Origin of the sequence: Pseudomonas mucoides, from assembly GCF_015461845.1 — a bacterium.
Classification (GTDB): Bacteria; Pseudomonadota; Gammaproteobacteria; order Pseudomonadales; family Pseudomonadaceae; genus Aquipseudomonas; species Aquipseudomonas mucoides.
The window spans coordinates 300,275-325,768 of record NZ_JACOPW010000002.1 but is presented as its reverse complement, the minus strand read 5'-3'; the positions used below and the strand labels follow the sequence as shown (position 1 = coordinate 325,768).

The 25,494-nt window shown below is 58.6% G+C and carries 21 protein-coding genes; 7 read left to right on the top strand and 14 right to left on the bottom strand.

Annotation, left to right across the window (positions count from 1 at the left end; all coding sequences use genetic code 11):
- Positions 1-14 precede the first annotated feature (14 nt).
- Positions 15-1,322: an OprD family porin gene (locus H8F22_RS10050; RefSeq protein WP_194940055.1), complete on the bottom strand. Its 1,308-nt coding sequence runs from the start codon at positions 1,320-1,322 to the stop codon at positions 15-17.
- 736 nt (positions 1,323-2,058) lie between these two features.
- On the opposite strand from H8F22_RS10050, the gene H8F22_RS10045 reads away from it, so the two are divergent.
- A complete protein-coding gene (locus tag H8F22_RS10045) occupies positions 2,059-3,042 on the top strand; it encodes an LLM class oxidoreductase (RefSeq protein ID WP_194940054.1) in 984 nt (327 codons plus the stop codon).
- A 181-nt stretch (positions 3,043-3,223) separates the two neighbouring features.
- On the opposite strand, the gene H8F22_RS10040 is transcribed toward H8F22_RS10045, so the two are convergent.
- Positions 3,224-4,231, bottom strand: coding sequence for a zinc-binding alcohol dehydrogenase family protein (locus H8F22_RS10040; protein WP_194940053.1), 1,008 nt, complete (start codon positions 4,229-4,231; stop codon positions 3,224-3,226).
- 109 nt (positions 4,232-4,340) lie between these two features.
- On the opposite strand from H8F22_RS10040, the gene H8F22_RS10035 reads away from it, so the two are divergent.
- Positions 4,341-5,297, top strand: a complete 957-nt coding sequence (locus H8F22_RS10035) for a LysR family transcriptional regulator (protein WP_228758750.1) — start codon at positions 4,341-4,343, stop codon at positions 5,295-5,297.
- 103 nt (positions 5,298-5,400) lie between these two features.
- Here the strand turns inward: H8F22_RS10035 and H8F22_RS10030 are convergent, their stop codons facing one another.
- Positions 5,401-6,255 carry a helix-turn-helix transcriptional regulator gene (locus tag H8F22_RS10030; RefSeq protein WP_194940052.1) on the bottom strand — a complete coding sequence of 285 codons (855 nt, stop codon included), beginning with the start codon at positions 6,253-6,255 and terminating at the stop codon, positions 5,401-5,403.
- A 188-nt stretch (positions 6,256-6,443) separates the two neighbouring features.
- A complete protein-coding gene (locus H8F22_RS10025) occupies positions 6,444-7,415 on the bottom strand; it encodes an XdhC family protein (protein ID WP_194940051.1) in 972 nt (323 codons plus the stop codon).
- Between the two features lie 91 nt (positions 7,416-7,506).
- Here H8F22_RS10025 and H8F22_RS10020 point away from each other — a divergent pair, with 91 nt between their 5' ends.
- Complete coding sequence (locus tag H8F22_RS10020; protein WP_194940050.1) at positions 7,507-8,292, top strand: alpha/beta fold hydrolase; 786 nt, start codon at positions 7,507-7,509, stop codon at positions 8,290-8,292.
- On the opposite strand, the gene H8F22_RS10015 is transcribed toward H8F22_RS10020, so the two are convergent.
- From H8F22_RS10015 to H8F22_RS09980, 8 genes are all read right to left on the bottom strand, one after another.
- Entirely contained in the window at positions 8,285-9,637 is a 1,353-nt protein-coding gene (locus H8F22_RS10015; RefSeq protein WP_194940049.1) for an MFS transporter, read from the bottom strand. The two genes, H8F22_RS10020 and H8F22_RS10015, sit on opposite strands and share 8 nt — an antisense overlap.
- Before the next feature lie 182 nt (positions 9,638-9,819).
- Positions 9,820-10,623: an enoyl-CoA hydratase/isomerase family protein gene (locus tag H8F22_RS10010; RefSeq protein ID WP_133839517.1), complete on the bottom strand. Its 804-nt coding sequence runs from the start codon at positions 10,621-10,623 to the stop codon at positions 9,820-9,822.
- 19 nt (positions 10,624-10,642) lie between these two features.
- Positions 10,643-12,181 carry an AMP-binding protein gene (locus H8F22_RS10005; protein ID WP_194940048.1) on the bottom strand — a complete coding sequence of 513 codons (1,539 nt, stop codon included), beginning with the start codon at positions 12,179-12,181 and terminating at the stop codon, positions 10,643-10,645.
- A 5-nt stretch (positions 12,182-12,186) separates the two neighbouring features.
- Complete coding sequence (locus H8F22_RS10000) at positions 12,187-12,687, bottom strand: (2Fe-2S)-binding protein (protein WP_008060977.1); 501 nt, start codon at positions 12,685-12,687, stop codon at positions 12,187-12,189.
- 2 nt (positions 12,688-12,689) lie between these two features.
- Complete coding sequence (locus H8F22_RS09995) at positions 12,690-13,496, bottom strand: FAD binding domain-containing protein (RefSeq protein WP_194940047.1); 807 nt, start codon at positions 13,494-13,496, stop codon at positions 12,690-12,692.
- On the bottom strand, positions 13,493-16,492 hold the full coding sequence (locus tag H8F22_RS09990) for a xanthine dehydrogenase family protein molybdopterin-binding subunit (RefSeq protein WP_194940046.1): 3,000 nt from the start codon (positions 16,490-16,492) through the stop codon (positions 13,493-13,495). The genes H8F22_RS09995 and H8F22_RS09990 overlap by 4 nt, the downstream gene beginning before the upstream one ends.
- 163 nt (positions 16,493-16,655) lie before the next feature.
- The gene (locus H8F22_RS09985) at positions 16,656-18,866 is read right to left on the bottom strand and encodes a putative bifunctional diguanylate cyclase/phosphodiesterase (protein ID WP_194940045.1); all 2,211 of its coding nucleotides are present in this window, start codon (positions 18,864-18,866) and stop codon (positions 16,656-16,658) included.
- A 585-nt stretch (positions 18,867-19,451) separates the two neighbouring features.
- The gene (locus tag H8F22_RS09980; protein ID WP_194940044.1) at positions 19,452-20,102 is read right to left on the bottom strand and encodes a dTMP kinase; all 651 of its coding nucleotides are present in this window, start codon (positions 20,100-20,102) and stop codon (positions 19,452-19,454) included.
- Positions 20,103-20,445: 343 nt separating this feature from the next.
- Here H8F22_RS09980 and H8F22_RS09975 point away from each other — a divergent pair, with 343 nt between their 5' ends.
- The 4 genes from H8F22_RS09975 (at position 20,446) to H8F22_RS09960 (ending at position 24,831) form a co-directional block, all read left to right on the top strand.
- On the top strand, positions 20,446-21,102 hold the full coding sequence (locus H8F22_RS09975; RefSeq protein ID WP_027923165.1) for an MliC family protein: 657 nt from the start codon (positions 20,446-20,448) through the stop codon (positions 21,100-21,102).
- Between the two features lie 344 nt (positions 21,103-21,446).
- The gene (gene acnB / locus H8F22_RS09970) at positions 21,447-24,047 is read left to right on the top strand and encodes a bifunctional aconitate hydratase 2/2-methylisocitrate dehydratase (RefSeq protein WP_194940043.1); all 2,601 of its coding nucleotides are present in this window, start codon (positions 21,447-21,449) and stop codon (positions 24,045-24,047) included.
- A gap of 274 nt (positions 24,048-24,321) precedes the next feature.
- Entirely contained in the window at positions 24,322-24,582 is a 261-nt protein-coding gene (locus tag H8F22_RS09965; RefSeq protein WP_027923167.1) for a hypothetical protein, read from the top strand.
- A gap of 24 nt (positions 24,583-24,606) precedes the next feature.
- A complete protein-coding gene (locus H8F22_RS09960; RefSeq protein WP_027923168.1) occupies positions 24,607-24,831 on the top strand; it encodes a hypothetical protein in 225 nt (74 codons plus the stop codon).
- A 52-nt stretch (positions 24,832-24,883) separates the two neighbouring features.
- Here H8F22_RS09960 and H8F22_RS09955 read toward each other — a convergent pair whose 3' ends face one another.
- Both H8F22_RS09955 and H8F22_RS09950 read right to left on the bottom strand, forming a co-directional pair.
- Positions 24,884-25,111, bottom strand: a complete 228-nt coding sequence (locus H8F22_RS09955) for a hypothetical protein (protein WP_081743934.1) — start codon at positions 25,109-25,111, stop codon at positions 24,884-24,886.
- 90 nt (positions 25,112-25,201) lie between these two features.
- A complete protein-coding gene (locus H8F22_RS09950; RefSeq protein ID WP_155953718.1) occupies positions 25,202-25,360 on the bottom strand; it encodes a hypothetical protein in 159 nt (52 codons plus the stop codon).
- Between the last annotated feature and the right edge of the window lie 134 nt (positions 25,361-25,494).

Here is a 25,494-nt window from a genome sequence, read left to right as displayed (position 1 = left end):
TCCCGCACCGCTAACTAGAGAAGCGGAATGCTATAGGTCACAAAAATACGATTCTGATCTACGTTACGAGATGCTTCGCTGTTGGACTTGCCGTTACGCCAGCCGAACCCAACGCCTTTTAGCGCTCCCGACTGAAGGACGTAGTCCAGGCTAATGTCTCTTTCCCATTCCTTTTGGTTGGCGCCTGACGTCGTTTTAATGTTATCGCCAGAGAGGTACATGACCGAGCCTTTTAGGCCAGGGACACCCAGAGCGGCGAAGTCGTAAGCATACTGACCGAAAGCTGTGCGCTCGCCTGCGCGGGTGAAAGTTTGGATAAAGCGGTCTGTATACAGATACAGGCTTGCTCCACCGGCGCCCTTGTCTGGCAGGCTACCCTGACTGAGTTGAGTGAAGTTGCTGCCATCCGACACACTTTGGTACCCCGCAGTAATCGCGTGGCCACCCAGTGTGTAAATTAACGCGGCACTCCAGGTACGGTTATCGATTTCTCCATCACCGTTTTTGGTGTAGCCACTCATTCTGTAGCCTGACGTACCGGAGCTATTTGCACCTGACGAGTCAGTTTTGAAGTAGCGCAGGTCGGTTTTGAGGGACTGATTGTCCGAGATGGCAAGGGTGTGAATAAATCCCAAAAAATGCTGCGTATAGTAGTTATCGAGGCCGGCGTAGTAGTACTGAGCTGTCAGATCCTTGGTGACTTTCCAATCGCCCCCGGCGAAGTCAAACTGATTGCTTTCACGCGTACCACCAGTAACGGCCAACCCCGTCTGATCGCTCGAACCACGTCCTGTTGCATGTTCAATCCGACCTCCAGTCAAGGTCAGGCGATTGAGCTCGCTCGAGGTGATTTGAACGCCCTCGAAGGTTTGCGGAAGCACGCGCCCATCGTTGGCGACCAGAATGGGGAGTTTCGGAATCAAGGTGCCGTAGCGAAGTTCAGTTTTCGACATTTTGACTTTTCCGGTCAGCCCCAGCCTGCTCCACTCGTCGACGGCACGGTTGTCACTGTCAGAAGGCATCATGCTGCTGCCGACATGCCGTCCTTTGCCGCTATCCAGGTTAACCCCCAGCAACCCCAGGCCATCGACACCAAAGCCAACCATGCCGTCGGTATAGCCCGATTTGAAGTCCAGCATGAAACCCTGCGCCCATTCTTCAGTTTTAGAAGGGGCGGCAACGCCATCGCGGTTGTCGTTATTGAAGTAGAAGTTTCTCATTCCCAAGGTGGCTTTGCTATCACTCAGGAAGTCAGCATGCGCCTGGACACTCAGGGTGATACTAAGAAACACCGAACTTGCAGTTATTGTTTTTCCACTCATTTATATAGCGCTCCATTTGTTATTTTGAAGTAATAGAAGCAACGCAAAATTTTCCAGGTGCGCGTTTTTATTATTCTTAATATCCTGCTAAAGACGAGAAATCGACGATGCCTAGCCCCTCCTGCATCAAGCTAATATCGTTAATGCAAGTTCCAAAGTCGCTCATCGCACCTGTTTCTGTTATGCAGCGCGATAGCGTTAGAGCCGATTGTGTGAGAAAGGCGCAGGGAGTGCCTTGCCTGGGGAAATGGAGTTCTGCGTTGGGGTCTGAAAATTTATCTTATCGTCTGAATTTCAGGACTGGGGCCGGACACAATTGTCGGTCGAGTACCCAAAGGATCAGTGGGCTGACCTGACGACTGTCCTCTATAGCAACCCGCAGCGCGCCGATCACGACGCCCAAGGCCCAGACTGCGGTGTATCTGCGACAGGTACCGAGACGGACGACGAACATGGCGGTTCCCCGCAAAGCCGCCTACTCTTGGTGGATGGTCCCCATGCTTTTGCTCAGGCGATGTATCGGGCTGGAACGATCTGATTATTTTGACCGTCCGCTCATCGCCAATCCGGACCTGCCCGCGCGTATTGCCAGCAACTGGCCCCTCACTCCGGTCGACCCGACCGCAACGGGTGAAGACTGCACCCATTACCCCACCTGTCGTTCCCAAGCGACCGATGCCGCAGCACCTCCTAAACAGGGGCGCTGTTCACGTTTCTCCCATTGAGGAAGATGAGTATGTATCGGCCGAGCACGATTCCTTATCAGCAGCACCGAGGGTTCAGCCGAACCTTCACTCAGGGTCATTTGAGCATTGGATTGTTCTTTCCTTTGGAGGCCTTCGATGGGGACACTCCGAGCATGCTCAACCAGGTCGAATTGGCCAAACGAGCGGAGGCTCTGGGCTTCTGCGCACTCTGGTTTCGCGACGTGCCTCTTCGGGACCCTGGCTTCGGCGATGTTGGCCAACTGTTCGACCCTTGGGTTTACCTGGGCTACATGGCTGCTCATACGTCGGAGATAGCGCTTGGCACCGCATCCATTGCCCTCCCTGTACACCATCCTCTGCACACGGCCAAGGCATCAGCCAGTGTTGATCAGTTGAGCGCAGGTCGCTTGATACTGGGGGTAGCTTCCGGCGATCGCCCAGTGGAGTTTTCGGCTTTTGGCGTCGATCCCGAAAGGCGCGGAGAAATCTTTCGTGAGCACTACGAGGTGATTCGCAGAGCCCACAGCACCAGCTTTGAGCCCATTCGCTGGAGCGGTGGTGAGATGCGGGGCGCAGACCTCATTCCGAAACCCACAACCCAAGTCATTCCAATGTTCGTGACCGGCAATAGCCGCCAGTCACTGGATTGGATCGCGCGCGAAAGCGTCGGATGGATCAACTATCCACGCATTCCGAACATGCAGCGAATGATCGTGGAAGATTGGCGGCAGGAGGTCATGAAGCAATGTGGCCCCGTCTATAAGCCCTTCACTCAGTCGCTCTACATCGACCTCGATGAGACCCCGTCTACGCCGCCCACTCGCATTCATTTGGGGTTCAAACTTGGACGCTACCATCTCCGGTTTTTGCTGGAGTCGCTTGAGGAAATCGGAGTGGACCACGTTATCCTTAATCTCAAATACGGAAAGCGCCCTGCTGCGGAAGTCATTGAAGAGCTGGGTACTCACATCGTTCCGCAATTCGGAGTACAGCCGCGTCCTGAAGCGAATTGATACGCCGGCCGCTTCCACGCCCGTCGAGGTGGTGCGTTTCAACAGGTTGAATCATCAGGCCGTTACCTGCTCAAGGAATATCAGTTGCAACGGCTCTTCGAGCAGGTCATCTGCCGTGGCGGTGAAGCGCTGATACCAATGCATCGAAAAACGCGCAACCGCCCTCGCCTGATGAGTGAAATCAGAACCCCTCAAGAACAATCTTGCCCCGGGCTTTGCCGCTTTCGACCAGCGCATGGGCACGACGCATGTTTGCCGCATTGATCGCACCAAAGTGCTCGCCCACGGTGGTTTGCAGAACGCCTTGGTCAATAAGAGCGCTGACCCGATTGAGCAGATGATGCTGGTTGATCATGTCCGGGGTTTCGTACAGCGAGCGGGTGAACATCAGCTCCCAATGCAACGACAGCGACTTGCGCTTGAGCGGCATCACGTCGAGGCTGTCGGGATCGTCTATCACACCCAGACGCCCTTGCGGCTTGAGCACGTCGATCAGTTGCGCAAAGTGCTGTTCGGTGTGAGTCAGGCTGGCGACATAGTCGATCTCCGGCACGTCGAGCGCTTGCAACTGTGCGAGCAGTGGTTGGCTGTGATCGATCACGTGATGCGCGCCCAACTGCCGCACCCAATCAGCGGTTTCCTGGCGTGAGGCAGTTCCGATGACGGTAAGACGGGTCAACTGTCGGGCCAGCTGCACCAGCATCGATCCGACGCCCCCAGCCGCTCCAGTGATCAACAGGTACTTGCCCTCCCCTGCCCCCTCGGCGACACCGAGCCGGTCAAACAACAATTCCCAAGCAGTGATCGAGGTCAACGGCAACGCGGCCGCATCGGCTGCACTCAATGTACGAGGCTTGTGCCCGACGATCCGCTCATCGACCAAATGGAATTCGCTGTAGCTGCCGGTGCGGGTAATCGAGCCGGCATAGAACACTTCATCGCCCGGCTGAAACAACGTCACTTCAGAGCCGACCTCACGGACAATGCCTGTGGCATCCCAGCCGAGGATTTTCGGCTCTTTTGTGAAAGTTCCGGCGCGCACCTTGGTATCGACGGGATTCACTGACACCGCGCGAACTTCGACCAGAAGGTCCCGTGGGCCAGGTTTGGGCACCGAGAGACTGATGTCGATCAACGCTTGTGGATGGTCGATGGGCAAGGCGTGCTGGGTAAAGGTGATGGCTTTCATGGACACTCACTGTCTGAAGGGTGATGCACTCGTTTGCAGCCATCTTCGACTTCCCAAGTACAAAGAAAAACAAGCAAAATGCGCCAACACTTTCACTGCAGGAGTGAAAATGATCCGCATCGATGATCTTGGTTTATTCATCCGCAGCGCCGCACTGGGCAGTTTCACCGCAGCGGCGCTGGAGGCTGATCTACTGCCTGGTCAGGTCGCCGCCGCCATCAAACGTCTGGAACGCGAACTGGATGTGCGCCTGTTCGCCCGCACCACTCGCAGCCTGCGACTGACTGCCGAGGGCGAGCAATATCTGCCCACCGCCCACTCAGTGCTTGAGACCCTGAAGCAAGGCAAGGAAAACCTGCGTGGTGAGAACGCCACGCTGCGGGGCGTACTGCAAGTGACAGCGCCGTCCGATCTGGGGCGCAACATACTGCTGCCGTGGTTGACGCTGTTCCGCCGTCAGCATCCAGAATTGACGTTGCGTTTTTTCCTGTCGGACCAGATGGCCAATCTGTTTCGCGACCCGGTGGACGTGGCGATTCGATACGGCCCGAACGAAGACGCCAACTACGTGGCACTGCCGCTTGCACCGTGGAACCAGCGGGTGCTGGTTGCCTCGCCGGAGTATGTGCAACGCTGCGGTTCTCCCCAAACGCCGGATGACTTGAGCAAGCATCACTGCCTGCTCTATCTGCAAAATGGCCGGGTCTACGACAAGTGGAACCTGGGCGGGCAAACCGTGCAGGTTTCGGGGCCACTGTTCAGCGATGACGCCGATGTCGTGCGACGCTGGTCGTTGGACGGTGAAGGTATCGCCTACAAATCCTGGCTGGATGTCAGTGCCGATATCGCCGCTGGGCGCCTGCTTGTGCTGCTGCCGGATTACCCCGGGGAAGCTTCTACTTTGAGCCTGGTGTGCCCACATCGCAAGCAGATCAGCCCTGCGGTTTCTCAGCTTTATACGTGGTTGAGTGGTCAGTTTTCTGCGCTGGAGCCGAAACCAAGGAAAGAACTTGAGTTGATGCGAGAAGAACGCATGAAAGAGATTTATGACTTTCTGGATAATTGATAGACCCTACAATTTTCGCAGCCTATAAAAGCCGCCAGCTTTAAAATAAAAGACTTACTTCATTGACGGGAGTATTGCCCAATCCCCCCGCCCTCCTCTCGGTTCAAACCGCCGCGTAACTATCCACTACACGCCGATACTGGCTGGGCGAAGCTCCGATGTGCTGACGGAAAAACCGTGTGAAATGACCTTGCTCGGAGAACCCGAGGTTCTCCGACAAAAGCCCCAGCGTTCCACTGCGCTCACGCTCAAGCCAGGCAAAAGCACGGCGCATGCGCGCGTCGTTAAGCAACAGGGTCGGCGTCATGCCGGTGTCTTTCTTGAACAGCGCAAAGAAGTGTGCCCGAGACAGACCACAGGCCCGCGCGGCGTTGTCGATCGGGTTCGGATCATCGAGGTGCTCAAGCAACCAGGCCGTGCCACGGCGCACGCGCGCATCCCGGAACTCACCTGTGTTGGGCGCACCCAGTAGAGACAAATGCCGCCAGCTGGAAAAGGCCTCGATCAGTTCGATCAGGAAGTCGAACAGCATGAACTCCAAGCGCTCTTTCGGCACGATCCCACAACCATGCGCTTCGGCGACCAGGATGTCGGCCAGGGTGCGATTTCGACTCGACAGCTCGATGCATGACTGGGCGAAAAAGTCCGGCCGACCGCTGAGCGCCAGCGACTGCTGGGCAGTGGCCAGCCAGGCGGGCTCGATGTAAAGCGCCAGGATAAGGGTGGCACCGGCACCCCGCTGCGGATCATAGAAATGCGGCTCCCAGGCGTTGACCAGCACCGCAGTGCGATCACTGAGCGGAACCCGCCGACCGTTAACGTTGAAGTAAGTGTCCTCGCCGGACACTTTGACCAGCACATGGCATTCGGAATGGGTATGGGTGACCAGCGAATGATCCATATTCAGCAAGGCGACCCGGCCAAACCTGCCGTGGAAAACCCGTTGGGCAATCGACATCAGATTCCTCCGCTCGCTTGAAGCGATATTGTTATCGGCCTCAATGCCTATCATCGGGGCGTTTATCTATTACTCAAGCCCGTCGATCGGTCCATGGTTCAGCAACACTTGGCTGGCCACTATCGCGCGCGACTGACCGAGCGTCTACCTCGACTTTCGCAGCCCCCACGTTCGTCGGAAAAACCGCTTTACAAGGCATGGCGTTCTTTGCCGTGATAAACACGCAGGATATCGGCCACCACCGCCAGAGCTATTTCCGCCGGGGCCTTGCTGCCCAGATCGAGGCCGATGGGCATGTGTAAACGGGCGATCTGTTCATCCGTCAGACCACCGATGCGCTTCAGCCGCTCGGCGCGTTTGGCCGAGGTTGCCTGAGAGCCCATGGCGCCGATGTAAAACGCCGGGGTGTGAACCGCTTCCATCAGCGCCAGATCATCGATTCGCGGATCGTGAGTCAGCGCCACCACCGCGGTCGCCGCGTGGCAGCCTCCGGCGGCAATGAACATCGAAGGCAGCACACGTTGCATCTCCACGCCTTCGAGATGTACATGCAGCATCTCTTCCCGGGGGTCGCAGGCGATGACTTCGCATCCGATGGCTCGGGCGAAACTGGCGCAAACTTCAGCGACCGGCGAGAGCCCTGCCAGAATCAGGCGTAACGCCGGGCCAACGCTGATGCGCACTCTTTCGTGGTCGACTTGTACCCGTTCGCTGCCGTGTCCCGCGTCCGGGTCCAGGCGCAAGGCACCGCTGCTCAGCTCGATATGACGCTGCAGACGTCGCTGACCGAGTAACGCCGCTTGCAGACTCTCCAGGTGTGCGATCCATTCAAGGCTGGCAGCGCGGTGTTCGACCAGCACGATCAGCACACCACCACAGGGCAATCGCAGACGGTGGCGTTGCTCGACGCTGTCGCCATAACTGACGATCTGCGCCGGTTCGCGTAATTCACCGCGCGTCAGGCTTTCGAGAAACTCCTCTTCGACGCAGCCACCCGACAGCGAGCCGACGTGTTCGCCCGCGCCATTGGTCACCAGCATCGCACCCGGCGCACGCGGCGCCGAGCCATAGGTGGAGAGCACTGTGCACAGCCATTGGGCCTGCCCGGCGCGAGCCCATTGCAGTGCCTGGTCGATCACCTGAACATCGAGATGACGCATGTTTTCAATACCTCAAGCAAAAGCGTGGTGCTGCATGCGGGGTTACGTTTACGGTAATCTGCGAGCAATCTTGTTCAATTGTTGATTCAACATGTCGCCACAACAGTTTTTGCAACTTGGGCCGCTGCGCCTGGAATATCGCCAAATCCCTGCGGCTGAACCTTCGCGACCGACGCTTGTGCTGTTGCACGAAGGCCTCGGCAGCGCCGAACAATGGAAAGACTTCCCCCAACGCCTGGCCCAGGCCAGCGGTTACGGTGTGGTCACCTACAGCCGTCAGGGTTATGGGCAATCGAGCCCGGTAACCCTGCCGCGTCCGCTGAACTACCTGAGCAGCGACGGCCCTCGTGAACTGCGGCAATTGCTCGATGCCTTGCAACTGCCGCAAGTGGTATTGCTCGGTCACAGTGACGGCGCATCCATCGTCCTTGCCTATGCCGCCGCCAACGATCCACGCGTGTTGGGCAGCATTGCACTGGCGCCTCATGTGATTGTCGAGGCCGAGAGCCTCGATGGCATTCGCCATACCACCGAGGTGTGGCATCAGGGCGAATTGCGCGAGCGCCTGGCACGCCACCATGGGACCAATGTCGACGGCGCTTTTCACGGCTGGAGCGACAGTTGGTTGCACCCGGACTTTTCCCTGGACAATCTCGAAGCGCAGTTGGCGAATATAGAAAAGCCGCTGCTGGTCATTCAGGGTCGCGAAGACCACTACGCCACGCCCGAGCAACTGGCAGTCATCCAGCGACAGGTCCCTGGACCGTGTCGCTGTGTGTTGCTGGATGACTGTCGGCACTTTCCCCAAACCGAAGCTCCCGAGCGGACCTTGCAGCTGATCTGCGAATTCCTGGAGCACCTTCCCGCCTTTATTTGAAATTGCCTTGGGTTTCTGGAATCACCATGCTGCCGATCAGGTAGATCACCGACAGACCGGCAGCGAAAATCGCCAGTACCATGGGGATCTCCGCCGGGCTGCTGCTGACCAGGGACACAAAGGTCGGCATGGTTCCGCCGAGAGCGAAACCGATATTCCAGGACAACCCGGTGCCGCTGGCTCGCAGTTCGGTGGCAAAGCGTTCGTTGAGGAAGATCAGAATCGGCGCGATGATCGCCCCGCCCATGAAGCCTATGCCCACGCAATACAGCGCAGTGCGAGTCAGCGAACCCGGCTCGGCGACCCCAAGGAACATCATCGGCAGGCTCACCAGGTTGATCACACCCAGCAGCAAGAACGTCTTCTTGCGACCGATCAGGTCACTCAGGTAACCGAAGGCCAGTGCCCCGACAATGGTTGCCACCGACCCGTACATGAGCAGCTGCGAAGTCTGCGTATGGGGCACTTTGGCGACCACGTTGAGCAATGTCGGCAGATAACCGCAGGCCAGGTAATACGTGGCACCGCCTCCGAACGTAATCAGCAGATTGACCAGCATCACGGCGCGGTACTCACGACCGAACAGACGCTTGAGTGGCGACACGACCACTACCGCCGGCCCCTTTGTTTTGCGGGCTTGTTGCAGTTGCCGCCAGACCGGGCTTTCATCCAGGTAACGGAACATCACCAGACCGAACAATGTGCTGAGCAGGCCGCAGAAGAACATGAAGCGCCAGCCCCAGACGTCAAATTCCTCCCCGGGAAAGATCTCTGACAACACCAGATAGGTGAATGACGCCAACAGCGCGCCCATGCCGGCACCGGCGCCACCGATCAACCCGGACATCAAGCCGCGATAGCGCGGCGAGATGGATTCGGTGCCGATGGTGTGAGTGGAGGCAACGATGCCGCCAACGAAAATGCCCTGAATTACACGTAATAGCAGGAACAGTATCGGGGCCAATATGCCGACCTGGTGAATGGTCGGCAAAGCACCAAACAGTGCCGTGGAAATACCAACGCCGACCATGGACACCATCAGCGCACGCTTGCGACCATGTTTGTCGGCATACGCGCCAAAGATCGCCGAGCCCAGCGGACGTACCAGCAAGGCCACGGCGAACGAGGCGTAAACGGCGGCCAGCGACAGTGTCGGGGTGTCCGAGGGGAAGAACAGGCGGCCGATGATCGGCGCCACATAGAGCAGAATGAACAGGTCAAACAAATCCAGCGCCCAACCGAATGTCGAGGCAAATGCCGCGAGCAAAGCCTTGCCCGGCGGAATCTGTGGTGTATCGATAGCGGCGCTGGTGGGTGATGCAGTTATTGTTGTTGTCGTCGTCATGGTTGCCTCACACAAACGGTGAATCGAAACGTTCTGCATCCCGGTGAACGGGTGCGGGTATTCAGCAGGTCAGCGGTAATACCTTGATGTGCCCTTTCAGTTGCATTGAAGGGGCGGCAGGCCCTGCTCCGTAAGGTGTACGCCGTTACCAACATACTCCCGGGCCTGTTCGCCGGTACGATTTACTCGCCGATAAACACGGCCGCACGCTTGCTGTGAAACGCTTCAACGCCTTCCTTGAAGTCCTTGGAGCTACGCAGACGGCTGTAGCAATGACCTTCCATTTCGATCGCGACGGTCAGCGGCGCATCTTCGTTGTCGTTGATCAGTTTTTTCGCCGTGCGTTGAGCCAACGGCGAGAAGCGGCGCAATTCATCGACCAACGCGTCGACGGTGCTTTCCAGTTCGGTATCCGGCACGACCTCGGTCGCAATACCCCAGGCGTAGGCCTGGTCGCCCGTGATGCGTTTGGCGCGCATCACCATGTGTTTGGTGCGGGTGATGCCGATGATTTTCTGCAGGCGCGCGGAGCCACCCGAGCCCGGGATCTGACCCAGGTTCTGCTCAGGCAAGGCGTAGCGAGTGGTTTGCGAAGCAATGCGGAAATCGCAGGCCAGGGACAGTTCGAAACCGACGCCGAAGGTGTAACCACGGTTGGCGACGATCACCGGTTTTTCGCAACGTGCCGGTGCCGCGACGTTCCAGGCCAGCTTCGAAACGTGCTCGGGCGAGGCTTCGAGGAAACCCTTGATGTCGCCGCCGCTGGAGAAGTGTTCACCCACCGAGCGCAGCACGATGACGCGCACGTCTTTGTGTGCATCGAGGGCTTCGAAGACCAAGCGCAATTGATCGCGCTGCCCCATGGAAATGACGTTCAATGGCGCGCGGTTGAGGATGATGTCGGCGCGCTCGCGGGACACATCGACTTCAACCTGGAAGCCATCGAACTGAGTGTCGAGAAATTGCTGGATCGCTTGTTGTTGCATGAGAGTGTCCTCTGGATGATTAGCTGATGGCCTTCAAGGCCTGTTCCTGAAATTCGGCCAGCAGCACGCGCCGCAGCACCTTGCCCACTGGAGATTTGGGAATCTGATCGATGAACTGGTACCGCCGTGGCCGCTTGAACTTGGCCAGGCCCGAAGCGATGCAATGGGCATCGAGGTCGCCTTCCGAGACCTCGGCGCGCGGCTTGATAAACGCGGCAATGATCTTGCCCCACTGCTCGTCGGGCAGACCGACCACCACCACTTCTTCCACTGCCGGGTGCAGAGAGAGCATGTTTTCGATTTCCGCCGGGCTGACGTTTTCGCCGCCGGTGATGATCAAGTCATCGACACGCCCCGTGACGAACAGATCGCCCTCCAGATCGAAGTAGCCGATGTCACCGGTGAAATACCATCCATCACGCAATGCCTTGGCGGTTGCATCGGGACGGTTCAGGTAGCCTTCGAACGCCTCGTCACTTGCCAGGTCGGCGATGATCTGGCCTTCTTCCAAGGGGTTAACCTGCACGTCGGCCGTTTCAGCATCGATCGGCACCACGCGCACGCGCTGGTTCATTGCACTGCGCCCTGAAGAACCGGGTTTACGGCTGGCCTGCTGGTCGATGGTAAAGGTGTAGATCTCCGAGCTGCCGTAATGATTGACGAACAATTGCGGCTGGAACGCCTGCTCGACACGACGCATCAAGCCGTCGCTCATCGGCGCACCGGCAAAGCCGATTTTCTCCACACTGGCAACTCGCTCGCGAGCAAAGGCCGGGTGTTCGATGAGCATGTGGTAGAGCGTCGGCACCAGGTAAAGGTTGCTGACTTTTTCCCGCTCGATGGCCTGCAGCGTGGCTTCCACGTCGAACTTCGGCACACAGACGAAATGTCCGTCGATCAGCGCCATGGACAGCAACGAACGCACGCCCATGGTGTGGTAAAGCGGCATGACACCCAGCGTGCACTCGCTCTGGCGGTAGAGGTTTTGCGCCACGTGGGCAACCGCCGCGGCGCGTTCGCAACGGTGCCGACGGGGCACGCCCTTGGGCTTGCTGGTGGTTCCGGAGGTGTAAAGCAGCAGTGAATAGTCTTCGGCATCGGCCTGCAAAATGATGCCGGAGGGGGTCTGCGAACACAGTTCCTCGAAACTCAGGTCGGTGTTGGCGGCACGAAGTCCGGCGGCGATCCGAGGCAGCCTTGTGGCGGCGCTGCAACCGGCCACGGCGGTCACGGTAGCGTCGTCGTAAGCCACTGCCCGGATTTGCGCATCTTCGATGCAGTAACCCAGTTCATCGGCCGTCGAACGCCAGTTCAACGGGGTCATGACGATGCCCGTAAACTGACAGGCCCAATGCAAGGTTGCCATCTGCCAGCGGTTTTGCATTGCTACCAGCAGTCGATCACCGCGTTGCAGCCCAAGGCATTGCAAGCCCCAAGCGGCGCTCTGGATATCGACGAACCAGTCTTCATAGGTTTTCTTCAACGCACCGTCACTGACCGCCACGGCGTGCGGCCGGCGTTCAACAGCAGCGAGGAAACTGCGTCCGAGATCGAACATTATTGTTATACCCCTTTGTTCGTTTGGCGCTGGGCAGCGACTTCGAGCACGGCCTGGACGATGCCGGTGTAGCCGGTGCAGCGACATAGATGCCCCGAAAGCATGTCGCGTACCTGGGTCTCGTCCGGGTTGGGTACCCGTTCGAGGAAATCCACGCAGGACATGAGAATGCCCGCAGTGCAAAAGCCGCACTGCAAGGCGTGATGACGGCGAAAGGCTTGTTGCAGGTCGCTCAGTGTGTCGTCGTCGGCCAGGGACTCGACGGTCTCGATACGCCGCTCGTGTCCCTGTACCGCGAGCATCAGGCAGGAACGCATGGCGACTCCGTCCACCAGCACCGTGCAGGCACCGCAGACACCGTGTTCGCATCCGACATGGACACCGGTGGCACCGAGGTCGTGGCGCAGGAAGTCGCACAGTTGGGTCCGCGGTTCGGCCAGCGCTTCGCGGGAGCGGCCATTGAGTTCCAGGCGAATCGGAAAGGTTTGGTCGGCAGTTACACGCATGTTCAGACTCCTTCGATCAGCTGATGACCCAGCTCGCGAATCAGTTGGCGGCGATAGGCAGCGCTGGCCTGCACGTCGTCTTGTGCATCGAGCGACCAGGCGGTTTGATTAAGCGCGTCCGGCAGCGCCGCACCACGAGGCAGGCTGCGACGTTGCGGACGGTCGGCGACGCCGCCGATGCCCAGTTCGACCTGATCCGCGCCGATGGCCGCGGCCAGGGAGACAATTGCAAAGTCGCCGTGGCGCATGGCGATCTCGCGGAAGCGATAGGTAATGCCTTCGCGTTTGAGCGGAAAACGCACCTCGACAACCAGTTCATCCGCACGCTTGTCTGTGGTGAGAATGCCTTGAAAGAAGTCGGCAGCCTTGACGGTGCGCTTGCCTTTTTTCGACTCAAGAACGATCTCGCCACCCAGCGTCACCAGGCACAGCGGTAACTCGGCGCTCGGGTCGGCATGAGCCACCGAGCCACAGACTGTGCCGCGATTACGCGTCTGGAAGTGACCGATCCAGGGCATCGCCAGTGCCAATAAAGGCACCTCGTCCATCAGGGTCGAACGCGCCAGCAACTGCGCCTGCCGCACCCCGGCACCTACCGCCAGACAATCCTTGCGCAGTTCGATATAGGCCAGGTCAGCCACATGATTGATATCGATCAGCAACTTGGGTTGAGCCAGTCGCATGTTCAGCACCGCCATCAGCGATTGGCCTCCGGCGATGATGCGAGCTTCCTGGCCATACTCGGCGAGCAACTCAACGACCTGACGACGGTTTTCAGCCCGAACGTAATCGAAAGCAGCCGGTTTCATTGCGCACCTCCCTTGCCAAACAGCGCGCCAAGCGAGGCCCGCAGGCGAGCCCACCAGCCGGTGGAGATGGCTTGGCCGCTGACCCGTTGTGACAGGCGAGTAAATATTTGTCCGATGATCACCTTCGAGGCCCCTTGCAACATTCGGCCGCCGACCGCGGCGACTTTGCCGCTGACCGCCACCTGGTATTGGTATTCCAGGCGTGTGTGGCCATTTTCCAGTTGGACGAACCGCACCTTGGCCTGCCCCTGGGCCGACCCCATCGAGCTGCTGCCGGAACCGGACAGACGCAATGAATGCGGCGGGTCCAGATCACTCAGGGCAACCTTGGCCTCGAAGCGCGCGCGGATCATGCCGACGCCGACGGTGACATCTGCGCGGTAGCGGTTTTCGCCTTCAAGCACGAGGTCGTGACAACCGGGAATGATCGCCGCCAGCGTCTGCGGGTCGAGCAAGGTATCGAAGACCTGTTGCGGCGAAGCAGGAATCACCACCGAGTCGTTGGCCCGCAGTGCCGGTCCACCGGCAGGTGCTGCGTCGAGGTTGTCATCGGCCTCCATACCGGCTGGCCGTGGCGGCTCGTCGATGCCGATGAGCGTGCGTACTTTCGATGGCGTCAGTGGCAGGCGGATGTCCGAGCGAGCGAGGGCGTCGGCCACCGCGTTGGCGATACACACCGGCGTGCTCATATTGTTGCCCTCGCCCACACCCTTGGCGCCCAGCGGGGTGAATGGCGATGGCGTTTCCATGTGCAGGATCATCGGTTCGATCACTTCCGGTGCGGTCGGCACCAGATAATCGGCGAAGGTCCCGCTGAGGAAGCTGCCGTCCTCGCCATAGGCGAACTCTTCCATCAGCGCCGCGCCGAGGCCTTGGGTGAAGCCGCCACGAATCTGGCCATCGACCAGCGCCGGGTTGAGCAGGCGGCCTGCGTCATGGCAGGTGACATAGCGATCGATGTGGATCTCGCCGGTCATGCGGTCGATTTCCAGACCACAGATGTCGAAGACAAAGCCGTAGCACAGCGAGCTATTGACCTGATCCTGGTCGTCCGGTGCCACCAATTGCGGCGGGCTCCAGAAGGCGGTTTCTCGCAGACCGCCACTTTCACCTTCCGGCAGCAGGCCCGGCGACCAATGGGTCGCACCGGCAATCCGATGGAATGGCGCTACCGCCCCGCCATTGACGACAAAAATCTTGCCGCCGGCGAAACGAATATCTTCGGGACTGGCCTGCAATTGTTCGGCGGCAATCGCGGCGAGGCGATCGCGGATCTTCAGCGCGGCCTTGTAGACGGCACCGGCCACGGCGCCGGCGAAGCGGCTGGAATAGTTGCCCGAGGCAATCGACCAGGCGTCCTTCTGGGTATCGAGCTCGACGTTGACCACGATGGACTCCAGCGCAACCCCAAGCACTTCGGCGACGACCTGAGCGACGGTGGTTTGATGGCCCTGCCCTTGCGGTGCCGAGGACACGTGCACACTGACGTCACCCAATGGGCCGACGTTGATGGTGGCGGTGGCGACAGCGCCGTTTTTCGGACCGGCCTTGCGCCGCTCTTCGGGTGTCATCGCGGTGGTGATGTAGCCCATGTTGGAAATCGAAGGCTCGATGACGGCGGCATAACCGATGCCGTAGATCCGGCCTTCGGCACGCGCCTGATCACGACGTTCGAGCAACTCGTCGAGTCCACCGTCAGCCGCCGCCAAGGCAATGCCTGCCTGGTAATTGCCGGAATCGAGCAACGCACCGGCGGCCGCGCGATAAGGGAAGGCATCGGCCGGCACCAGGTTGCGACGGATCACGTCCAACGGATCAAGCTTCAACTGCACGGCGATGTGTTGCAACAGCCGCTCCAGGGCGAAATACACCTGCGGGCCACCAAAACCACGGTTCAGGCCGGAAGGGGTTTTGTTGGTCAGCACTACCCGGTTGCGCACTTGCAAATTGCGGATTGCGTAGGCACCCGTCAGGTTGCCGTGCATGCGGTAGAAAGTCGCAGGTTCAGGCGCTCTCAGATAGGCACCGCAATCGTCGATCTGGTCATAGCGCAGAGCCGTGATGCGGCCGTCTGCTTCTACCGCCGCTTCGATTTCGGTCACCCGATTGGTCGCCGAAGAAGCCCCCTGCAAATGCTCCAAACGGTCCTCGACCCACTTCACCGGCGCGCCGACCTTGCGTGACGCCAGGCCCATCATCACCACGTAAGGGAAAACCCCTTGCTTGATGCCAAAGCTGCCGCCGGAATCTTTCGGTGTACGCAAACGCAAGCGGTTGCCGGGCACATTCAGTGCCCGGGCCATGACCGTGTGCAACGCATAGGGGCCCTGGAAATTGGCCAGCACGTCATAAATGCCGGTGGCGCGCTCGTACTGCGCCAGCACCACATAGCATTCAATGGGTGTGCAGGAACTGCGTGGAAACTTCACTTTGAGCGAGACCTTGTGCGGCGCCTGCTCGAACGCCTGCTCCGGCTCGCCATAACGAAAGTGCCGTTCGTTGACCACGTTGCTGCCGACCGCTTCGTGCAGGATCGGCGCCTGCTCGGTGGTGGCCAGTTCAGGGTCGATGATCGGTGGCAGCGGCTCGTATTCAACGCGCACACCTTCGATGGCGTCCTCGGCCAGATAGCGGCTCTCGGCGATCACCACCGCCACCGGCTCCCCGACGTAACGCACCTTGTCGACGGCGACGCACCAGTGCTCCATCGGCTGACGCACTCCCACCGGGAACGGCAGCGCCCAGCGTTTGACGTCTTCGCCGACCAGCACGCCGTGCACGCCTTTCATCAGTAGCGCACGGGAAAAGTCCACCGAGGTGATTCGTGCGTGAGCGTGGGGTGAACGGATGATCGCCGCATGTAGCGTACCCGGAGGAATCGCAGCGTCATCGGCATAGCAGCCGAGGCCGCGCAGCAATGCGGCGTCCTCGACACGGGTCTGACGGGCGCCGATGTGGCTGGTCGGGCTTTCGGTAGCAGGCTGGAAAGTAGTCATTTTTTTCGCGGCTCTTGTTGTTGTGCAGCGCGATAGCGTTAGAGCCGAGTGTGTGAGAAAGGCGCGGGGAGCGCCTTGCCTGAGGACAGGGAGTTCTGCGCTGGGGTCTGGAAATTTGCCTTAGCGTCTGATTTTCAGGACTGGGACCCGACAGAATGGCCGGTCAGGGATGGGACGCTGGATGGCTCAGGAAAGCTTCGATTTCTGCACAGGGCATCGGTTTGGCGAAGTAATACCCCTGAAAAATATCGCAGCGGCTGCCCTTCAGGAAATCCACCTGGGACGCCGTTTCCACGCCTTCGGCGACCACCGTCAGGCCGAGGTGATGAGCCATGGAAATAATGCCTTGAGTGATCGCTGCGTCGTGATGGTCGGTGGCGATTTCCTGGATGAACGAGCGGTCAATCTTGATCTTGTCGATGGGCAAACGCTTGAGGTAGCTGAGGCTGGAAAAACCGGTGCCGAAATCATCGAGCGCAATGCGCACCCCCAACGCCTTGAGCCGGTGCAACGTGTCGATTGCCTGTTCAGCGTTATGCAACAGAAGCGACTCGGTGATCTCCAGCTCCAGCTGCTCACCACGCAGACCATGTTTATCCAGGGTGGCTTGAACACACTGGACGAACTGGCCACGCTGAAAATGCATCGGCGAAATATTCACGGCCATCGAGATGCCCGTGATGCCCTGCTCGCCTAGCTGGCGCAGCTGCGCGCAGGCCGTATCAAGTACCCAAAGGCTCAGCGGGATGATCTGACCACTGTCCTCTGCCACCGGCACAAACACCGCGGGTGAGATAAATCCTTTTTCCGGATGCTCCCAGCGCAGCAACGCTTCGATCCCGACCACCCGACCCGTGCGCGCGTCTATCTGCGGTTGATAATGCAGCTTGAACGACTGAGTTTCGATAGCCTTCTGCAGGTCATTGCGCAGGCTCGCATGCTCGCAAACCCGCTGATTAAGATCGCTGGTGTACCACTGAAAGTTGTTGCGCCCTTGCTGCTTGGCTTTGTACATGGCCATGTCAGCCTGCTGGATCAGCTGCATCGGCTGCTCGATGTGACCATCGCTCAGGGTGATGCCGATACTTGCACTCACATGCAGGTCAATGCCCTGGATGCAGTAGGGTCTGGCAATGCTGGCCATCAATCGCTCGGCCACCGGTACAACGTCCTCATCACGAAGCAGGTCCGGCAGCAGAACGATAAATTCGTCACCGCCCATGCGCACGATGGTGTCACCGGGGCGAACCTGCCGGGTCATACGCTGCGCCACCTCAATCAGCACCTGATCGCCGAAGTAATGCCCGATCGAATCGTTGATGGATTTGAATCCATCCAGATCAATGCACATCACCGCCAGACGACGCTTGCGCCGACGACTGATGTGACAATCCAGCATAAGCCGGTCTTCAAGCGAAACACGGTTAAGCAAACCGGTCAGGCGGTCATGGCTGGCGTTGAAACTCAATTGGCGCTCGAAATGCTTTTGCTCGCTGATGTCCCGGGCAATGCCAAATACCCCGACGATTTCTCCGTTGACCATAATCGGCAGGTTAGAGATGTCCATGGTCAGCAGTTTTTGACTCTCATCGAGAACCCGCGCCTCGAAACGCTGAGGTTCTCCAGCGCGGGCTGCGGAAAAATGCTGACTAACCCGTTCCAGGTCTTCTTCGAGTACCAGATGGGAAAAATGATGACCAATGAAATCGCTCGCAGTGTGCGGTTTCAGCTTCAGGCCCGCCGGATTCACACTCTGGATGTTGCCGGCCAGATCGAGGGCGAACACCGGGTTGGGGTTGTAGGTGAACAATGAACGAAACCGTTGTTCGCTTTCCTCCAGACGTTGGCCGTCGCGCTCATGGCGGATCGCGATGACTGCCAATTGGGCCGCACAGGCCAGTTGTTGAATCTGCGCCTCGTCCGGCGAATGGGCGCGGTTCTGGTACAGGGCAAATGTGCCCAACACGCTTCCTTGATGGGAGAGCAACGGCACCGACCAGCAGGAACGCAGGTTATGCCCCAGCGCCAGGCCGCGAAAACGCTCCCAGTTTGGATCTCGGGCGATGTCTTCGGTGACCACAAGCTCGCGCCGGAACGCTGCGGTGCCGCAGGTTCCTTCGTGTGGACCAATGGCCATTCCATGAATCGCGTCACTATATTCGACCGGCAGGCTGGGCGCCGCGCCGCTCAGCAAGTGCTTGCCCTCGGCATCAGTGAGCAGGATAGAGCAGAAGGTTTCGGGGGCCTGATCGTCAAGCATCTGGCAGATGGCGCAGAGTATGTCGCCCAGGTGATGATCGGTCGCGATCATGCCGAGAATGTCACGTTGCGACTCGGGGAAGGTCTTGCTGTGAAAGCTTGGACGAGTATTCATGGTGTTTCCTGAAGACTCTCGAGGTCGTCCGGTCTTCAGAGAGCCTGAAACAGTGGGCGGCCGATCACTGTCCACTAGTGCGTCGGACGCGCACTCTATAGAGCACCGGCTAACTAATAAAAGGCTCAGATCCAACATAAAAAACAGTATCAGATTGCCGCCGTTTGGCTGACTTCGCTTTCTCGACTCGCGGCAATTTCTCGACCAATTCTCCACCTCCTGTACGGCATCGCGTTCGCTGTACTGGAAATTCAAAGCCACATGGTTGACACCGGCCGCCCGCAGGCTTTCGAGAAACTACAGGATCACGTTGTGCCCGGCGCGCAAATCCAAGTGACTCGGGCACGGGTAAATGGTTGGGGTGTACGGCCGTTTCGATGTTCTGCTGAGCCGCACAGTTCGCAGGCTGCTGCCCGGTTTCCATGAACTTGAACCGATGAACATTTCCATGCCATTAGCCTTCGGACGTGCCGCAGAACATGGTAACGGCCTGCCTATGAACATATGACATGGCCCACTTGTTCAATGATGTGTCTGAGTGGAACCTCTACCGAGGTCTTCTCTTGTATTCATGAAATACCAAGCTCATGAACACAAACCCTGGCAACGAACTTCGCCTACGTGACACCGAAGTACTTTATAGATCTCAGAAACCACCTGCATCGTTGCCTCTTCGATCGTTCCTTCATTACGGCATAAAACCCAGCCGTGATCTGCAATCGCTTGCTCGAACGCCTCAGTACACGCGACATGTTCTTCCAGCTTATGGATCACCGTACTGCTCAGCCCACGCCGTCGTGCTGCTGCCCTTGCCCACGAAATTTCAGGGTTGGTGACAACCCCGACATGCAGGTCTGGCACTTGCACGTTTCGATCAATGTTCAACTGCAGAATCTCTGCAAACGGGATTGTCCGGCGAAACGCGGCATCAGATGGGTACCAGCGATCGATCAAGATGATGCTGTCCGTTGGCTGTTTGGCCAGAACGTGCTGCGAAATCCAGATACGGCTATCAGCAAGGCGCTCACAAACCTCCAACTCCAAGTCGCGGGTGGGATTTCTGACGAGCTTGTTTACCAGGGCCATTGTTTCACCCCGATAGGGATCGCTTTTTTGCTCGGAAAGCCGGATCACCTTTTTGTTGTCGGCCCTCAGTGCTTTCGTAACGGCTTCCAACAGTGTGGTTTTGCCAGTTCCCTTGGGCCCATCTAGAGAAACAAACAGCGGACGATTCATTGTTGAGTATCGATTGATATACGGTTTTTTTTGCCTGATTCGTGCGCAGGAAACGCTTGGCGTGACGACACGAATCGAGTGGAGGGCCTTGTTAACAGGCGTTGATGAGCACTCTAACTTAGTTTCTGCGTCGGGATCACGTCCTGGATAGCCCTGACCTTACTGGAAGAAAGAAGACCAGCAGCTGTTTGAAACGCTGCGGTTGTTTGGGGTATTGAAGCGGACTCATTCAGTCCCGAGGGCGGATTCGAAAAAAGAACATCGCCCAGACGATGTGTCTGGGTGGAACTTCCTTCGCTTGGGGTTATAGTCCCCTACGGAAAATGATCTGAGTGACGTCAACATGAAAACGCTCACGGCCCTTTTCACCTGCCTGCTCGCCAGCATCAGCGCGGCGACATTCTCTTGCGCCAATGCCGCATCACCTTCGCGAACCTACAAGACCAGCTTCGACTGTGCCAGCGCCAGAGCCCCCGTAGAAAAACTCATTTGCCGCGATCCACAACTGGCACAGATGGACGTTGAACTGACGCGTCTCTATCGCCTGGCGCTTACGGATGAACACTCCGTACCGCCTCCCGACAAAGTCATCATCGACCAGCAGTTCTGGATCGACGCCCGCAACCAGTGTGGCGCCGGGTCCGAGGGCAAGGCATGCACGATCCGCAGTTATGCCCAGCGTGCCTACCAGCTGCGTCAAGGCTCGGCCATTGTGCGAACCAAGGATCCAGACCGGCTGACCGAAGGCCCTCAGGTGTTTCGTTGCGCCGGGTTTAACGTGCCGGTTGCCGCGACTTTCTTTAATACGCAGCCGGGTGTCGTGTACCTGAAATGGGCGAACACCTCGGTCACCCTCATCCAGGTGCAAAGCTATTCAGGAACTCAATACACCGGCAAGGATGTCTTGGGGAACTACAGCTTTCGGCAAAACGAAAACGGGGTGTTTTTCCAGAAACCGGGCTCTGGAGAAATGAACTGTACGGCCGAGCCGGTCAGCTGAAGGCTCTGGCGATATCCGGTCTGCATCTGTCGCTCCAACCGCTCTGGGACCATGATCTTGCTCGCTTGATCAGGCGACCGCACATCGCATGCATTTAAGTGACGCCTCAAATGTGTCGACAATACTGTTGATGCGCCCCGCATAAATCATTATATTCCGCCTAGATAACGAGATAGTGTCGACAATCGGCATCGAAGCTAGCTCAGAACAGCTTTTGTAGGAGCCGTTGCTCCAGTGGTTACGGTGGTCACCCTCGATCGCTGAGCAACGGCTCCTACTTTTATTTTTTCGGACACAACCCGGGCGGCTTTTCGCCCAACACGCGGTATGACAGGAGAAACCCAGTGCTTGAGACCTACGTACAACAATTACAAGCACGTGCCGAGCAAGGGCTTCCACCCTTGGCGCTGAATGCCGAACAAACGGCAGGCCTGGTTGAGCTGCTGAAGAATCCTCCGGCTGGCGAAGAAGCTTTCCTCGTTGACCTGATCACCCATCGCGTTCCACCTGGCGTGGACGAAGCGGCCTATGTCAAGGCCGGCTTCCTGTCTGCCCTCGCCAAAGGCGAAGCCAAATCCCCCCTGATCGACAAGAAGCGCGCTGTAGAACTGCTCGGCACCATGCAGGGCGGCTACAACATCGTGACCCTGGTCAACCTGCTGGACGACGCCGAACTGGCACCCGTGGCGGCCGAAGAACTCAAGCACACCCTGTTGATGTTCGATGCCTTCCACGATGTCGCTGAACGCGCCAAAAACGGTAACGTTCACGCACAAGGCGTGCTGCAATCCTGGGCTGACGGCGAGTGGTTCAAGAACCGCCCTGTTCTGGCCGACAAGATCAGCCTGCGCGTGTTCAAGGTCACTGGCGAAACCAACACCGACGACCTGTCCCCTGCCCCGGACGCCTGGTCCCGCCCGGACATCCCGTTGCACGCCCTGGCCATGCTGAAAATGGCCCGCGACGGCATCGTACCGGACGAGCAAGGCGTCACCGGTCCGATGAAGCAGATCGAGGAAATGCGCGGTCAAGGCTTCCCGATCGCTTACGTCGGTGACGTGGTGGGTACCGGTTCGTCGCGTAAATCCGCGACCAACTCGGTGCTGTGGTTCTTCGGCGACGACGTTCCGTTCGTGCCGAACAAGCGTGCCGGCGGTTTCTGCTTCGGCAACAAAATCGCCCCGATCTTCTACAACACCATGGAAGACGCCGGCGCCCTGCCGATCGAATTTGATGTGTCCAACATGCACATGGGCGATGTGATCGACCTGTACCCGCACGCAGGCAAAGTCTGCAAGCACGGCACTGACGACGTCATCACCACCTTCGAAATGAAGACCCCGGTGCTGTTGGACGAAGTCCGTGCCGGCGGTCGAATCCCGCTGATCATCGGCCGCGGCCTGACCGAAAAGGCGCGTGCCGAGCTGGGCCTGCCGCCTTCGGATCTGTTCAAGAAGCCTGAGGCGCCGGCAGAAAGCACCAAGGGTTATACCCTGGCGCAGAAAATGGTCGGCAAGGCGTGCGGCGTAGCCGGTGTGCGTCCTGGCACCTACTGCGAACCGAAGATGACCACCGTGGGTTCTCAGGACACCACCGGCCCTATGACCCGTGACGAACTGAAAGACCTGGCGTGTTTGGGCTTCTCGACCGATCTGGTGATGCAGTCCTTCTGCCACACCGCGGCTTACCCCAAGCCTGTCGATGTCACGACTCACCACACCCTACCGAACTTCATGCGCAATCGCGGTGGCGTATCGCTCAAGCCAGGCGACGGCATCATCCACAGCTGGTTGAACCGCATGCTGCTGCCAGACACCGTCGGCACCGGTGGTGACTCGCACACCCGTTTCCCGATCGGTATTTCATTCCCGGCCGGCTCCGGTCTGATCGCGTTCGCCGCGGCCACCGGCGTTATGCCGCTGGACATGCCGGAATCGGTTCTGGTGCGTTTCAAAGGCAAGATGCAACCGGGCATCACCCTGCGAGACCTGGTCCATTCGATCCCTTACTACGCCATCAAGGCCGGTCTGCTGACCGTGGAAAAGAAAGGCAAGGTCAACGCTTTCTCCGGCCGCATCCTGGAAATCGAAGGCCTGGACAACCTGACCGTCGAGCAAGCGTTCGAGCTGTCTGACGCTTCCGCTGAGCGTTCGGCTGCCGGCTGCACCATCAAGCTCCCGGAAAAGGCCATTGCCGAGTACCTGACCTCGAACATCACCCTGCTGCGCTGGATGATCGGCGAAGGCTACGGCGATGCACGCACCCTGGAACGCCGTGCTCAAGCGATGGAAGCCTGGCTGGCCAACCCTGAGCTGCTGGTGGCGGACAAAGACGCCGAGTACGCCGAAATCATCGAGATCGATCTGGCTGAGATCACTCAACCGATTCTGTGCGCACCGAACGACCCGGACGACGCCCGTCTGTTGTCGACCGCTGAAGGTCAGAAGATCGACGAAGTGTTCATCGGTTCGTGCATGACCAACATCGGTCACTTCCGCGCAGCCGGTAAGCTGCTGGAGCAGGTCGACGGTCAGTTGCCAACCCGTCTGTGGCTGTCGCCGCCGACCAAGATGGACGCACACCAGCTGACCGAAGAAGGTTACTACGGCATCTATAACAAGGCCGGCGCGCGCATGGAGATGCCGGGCTGCTCGCTGTGCATGGGTAACCAGGCACGTGTAGAGCCGAATTCGACTGTGGTGTCGACGTCGACCCGTAACTTCCCGAACCGTCTGGGTGATGGCGCGAACGTCTACCTGGCTTCGGCCGAGCTGGCGTCCGTGGCGTCCATCCTGGGTCGCCTGCCGACCGTCGAGGAGTACATGGAATACGCTGGCAAGATCGACAGCATGGCGGCTGATGTCTACCGCTACCTGTCCTTCGACCAGATCGCCGAGTTCCGTGAAGCTGCTGCGAACGCGAACATTCCGGTGGTTCAAGCCTAACGCTGCAACGCAATGGAAAACGCCGCCCATCGTGAGATGTGCGGCGTTTTTTTATGCCTGCAAGATGGCTATGTGAGCCTGCTCGCGATAGCGGTCTCACATTCAATATCAATATCAATATCAATATCAATATCGACTGACACACCGCTATCGCGAGCAGGCTCACTCCTAAGGGGATTTGTGGTGTGCTTGCCATGCCACTCGTCAGCGCCTCAGCACCTTCCCCCGCCCGGCTCTTCCAACGTTTTATACCCCTCGCAGGAAGATCCGGATGATGAACAGAACAATCACCGCCCTCGCCGTCGCGAGCCTGTTGTCGACGGGCTCGTTTTTCGCCATGGCCGCCGAGAAGGCAGACGTTCCGCCAACCGCCGTTCCCGGCGTCAACCAGGCCCAGGGCGCCGAATCCAATGAGCAGAAGGCCGACAAAAAGGGTGAGGAAGCCTCGGGCTCAAACTCCGGCGCCGATTCGCAGGCCACGGAAAAAGACGCCGCTACGTCGAGCGGTTCGAAGGGCGAAGAAAAAACCGAGTAAACGCAGTCAACGGAGGTACACGACATGCACAACGATGACGATGTGAATGAAGCATCCAACGCCCCTTCCACTGATGTGTCGGGCAAACCGGTCAACGTGGTCGAAAGGGACCTGCACGACACATCAAGAGAAACCGAGGGCGTCGATGAAGCCATCACGCCCTCTTCCACCCGCGCCAAGGAGCAGGACGCTGAAAAGCTCAGCGATAAAATCGCGGAAATAGAACGCAAAGTGGCGGATGGTAATTAGCGACCTGGGGAAACGGGAGGCCGATGGCCGACCTCCCATCCCCTGTCGTTGCTCAGCGTCTGTCATCCGATAGCGGAGTTGGCTCATCCGCCTCCGGCATGTCCCTGTCCGGGTCTTCCCAGTCGTCAGGTCGCTGGTCGTCTGGCCGTGTCAGCGGATCATATCGACCGGGATCGTCAGGATTGGCCATCGGGTCATCAGTGCCTGGCTCCGGTCTGGATGGAACCGCGTCTTGCACCGGGTACTGGTGTTGTTGCTGGAAAGTCGAATCGTCGGACATACCCACCTCACCGCTCAAGGGTCCGGATTCTCCGGGCCGTACAAATTGGAAGTGGACCGAGTTGCAGCGTGCGTTCGAACAGACGAGTGGCTAGCCCTCGGCGCCGGTGGCCGGACCGGTTGCGTCCTTGGCGGCGCAGCACAGCAAGATGTCGGACACGCGCATGATCGGCAGCGGGTCGGTCTGGCGACGTTCTTTAAGCCATTGGCGGCTGCGTCCAATATCCAGTTGCAGATTCAACAACATCATCAGGCTTAGCAGTTCTTGGGAAATACGTCCCTGGCCGCATTCAGGGCAATGAAATTCCTGCCCAACGCCTGCGCAGAGTGTTCGTGCAAAAGGATTTTCACAGATCAAACAAGACATAGTCGGTCTCCACCCAA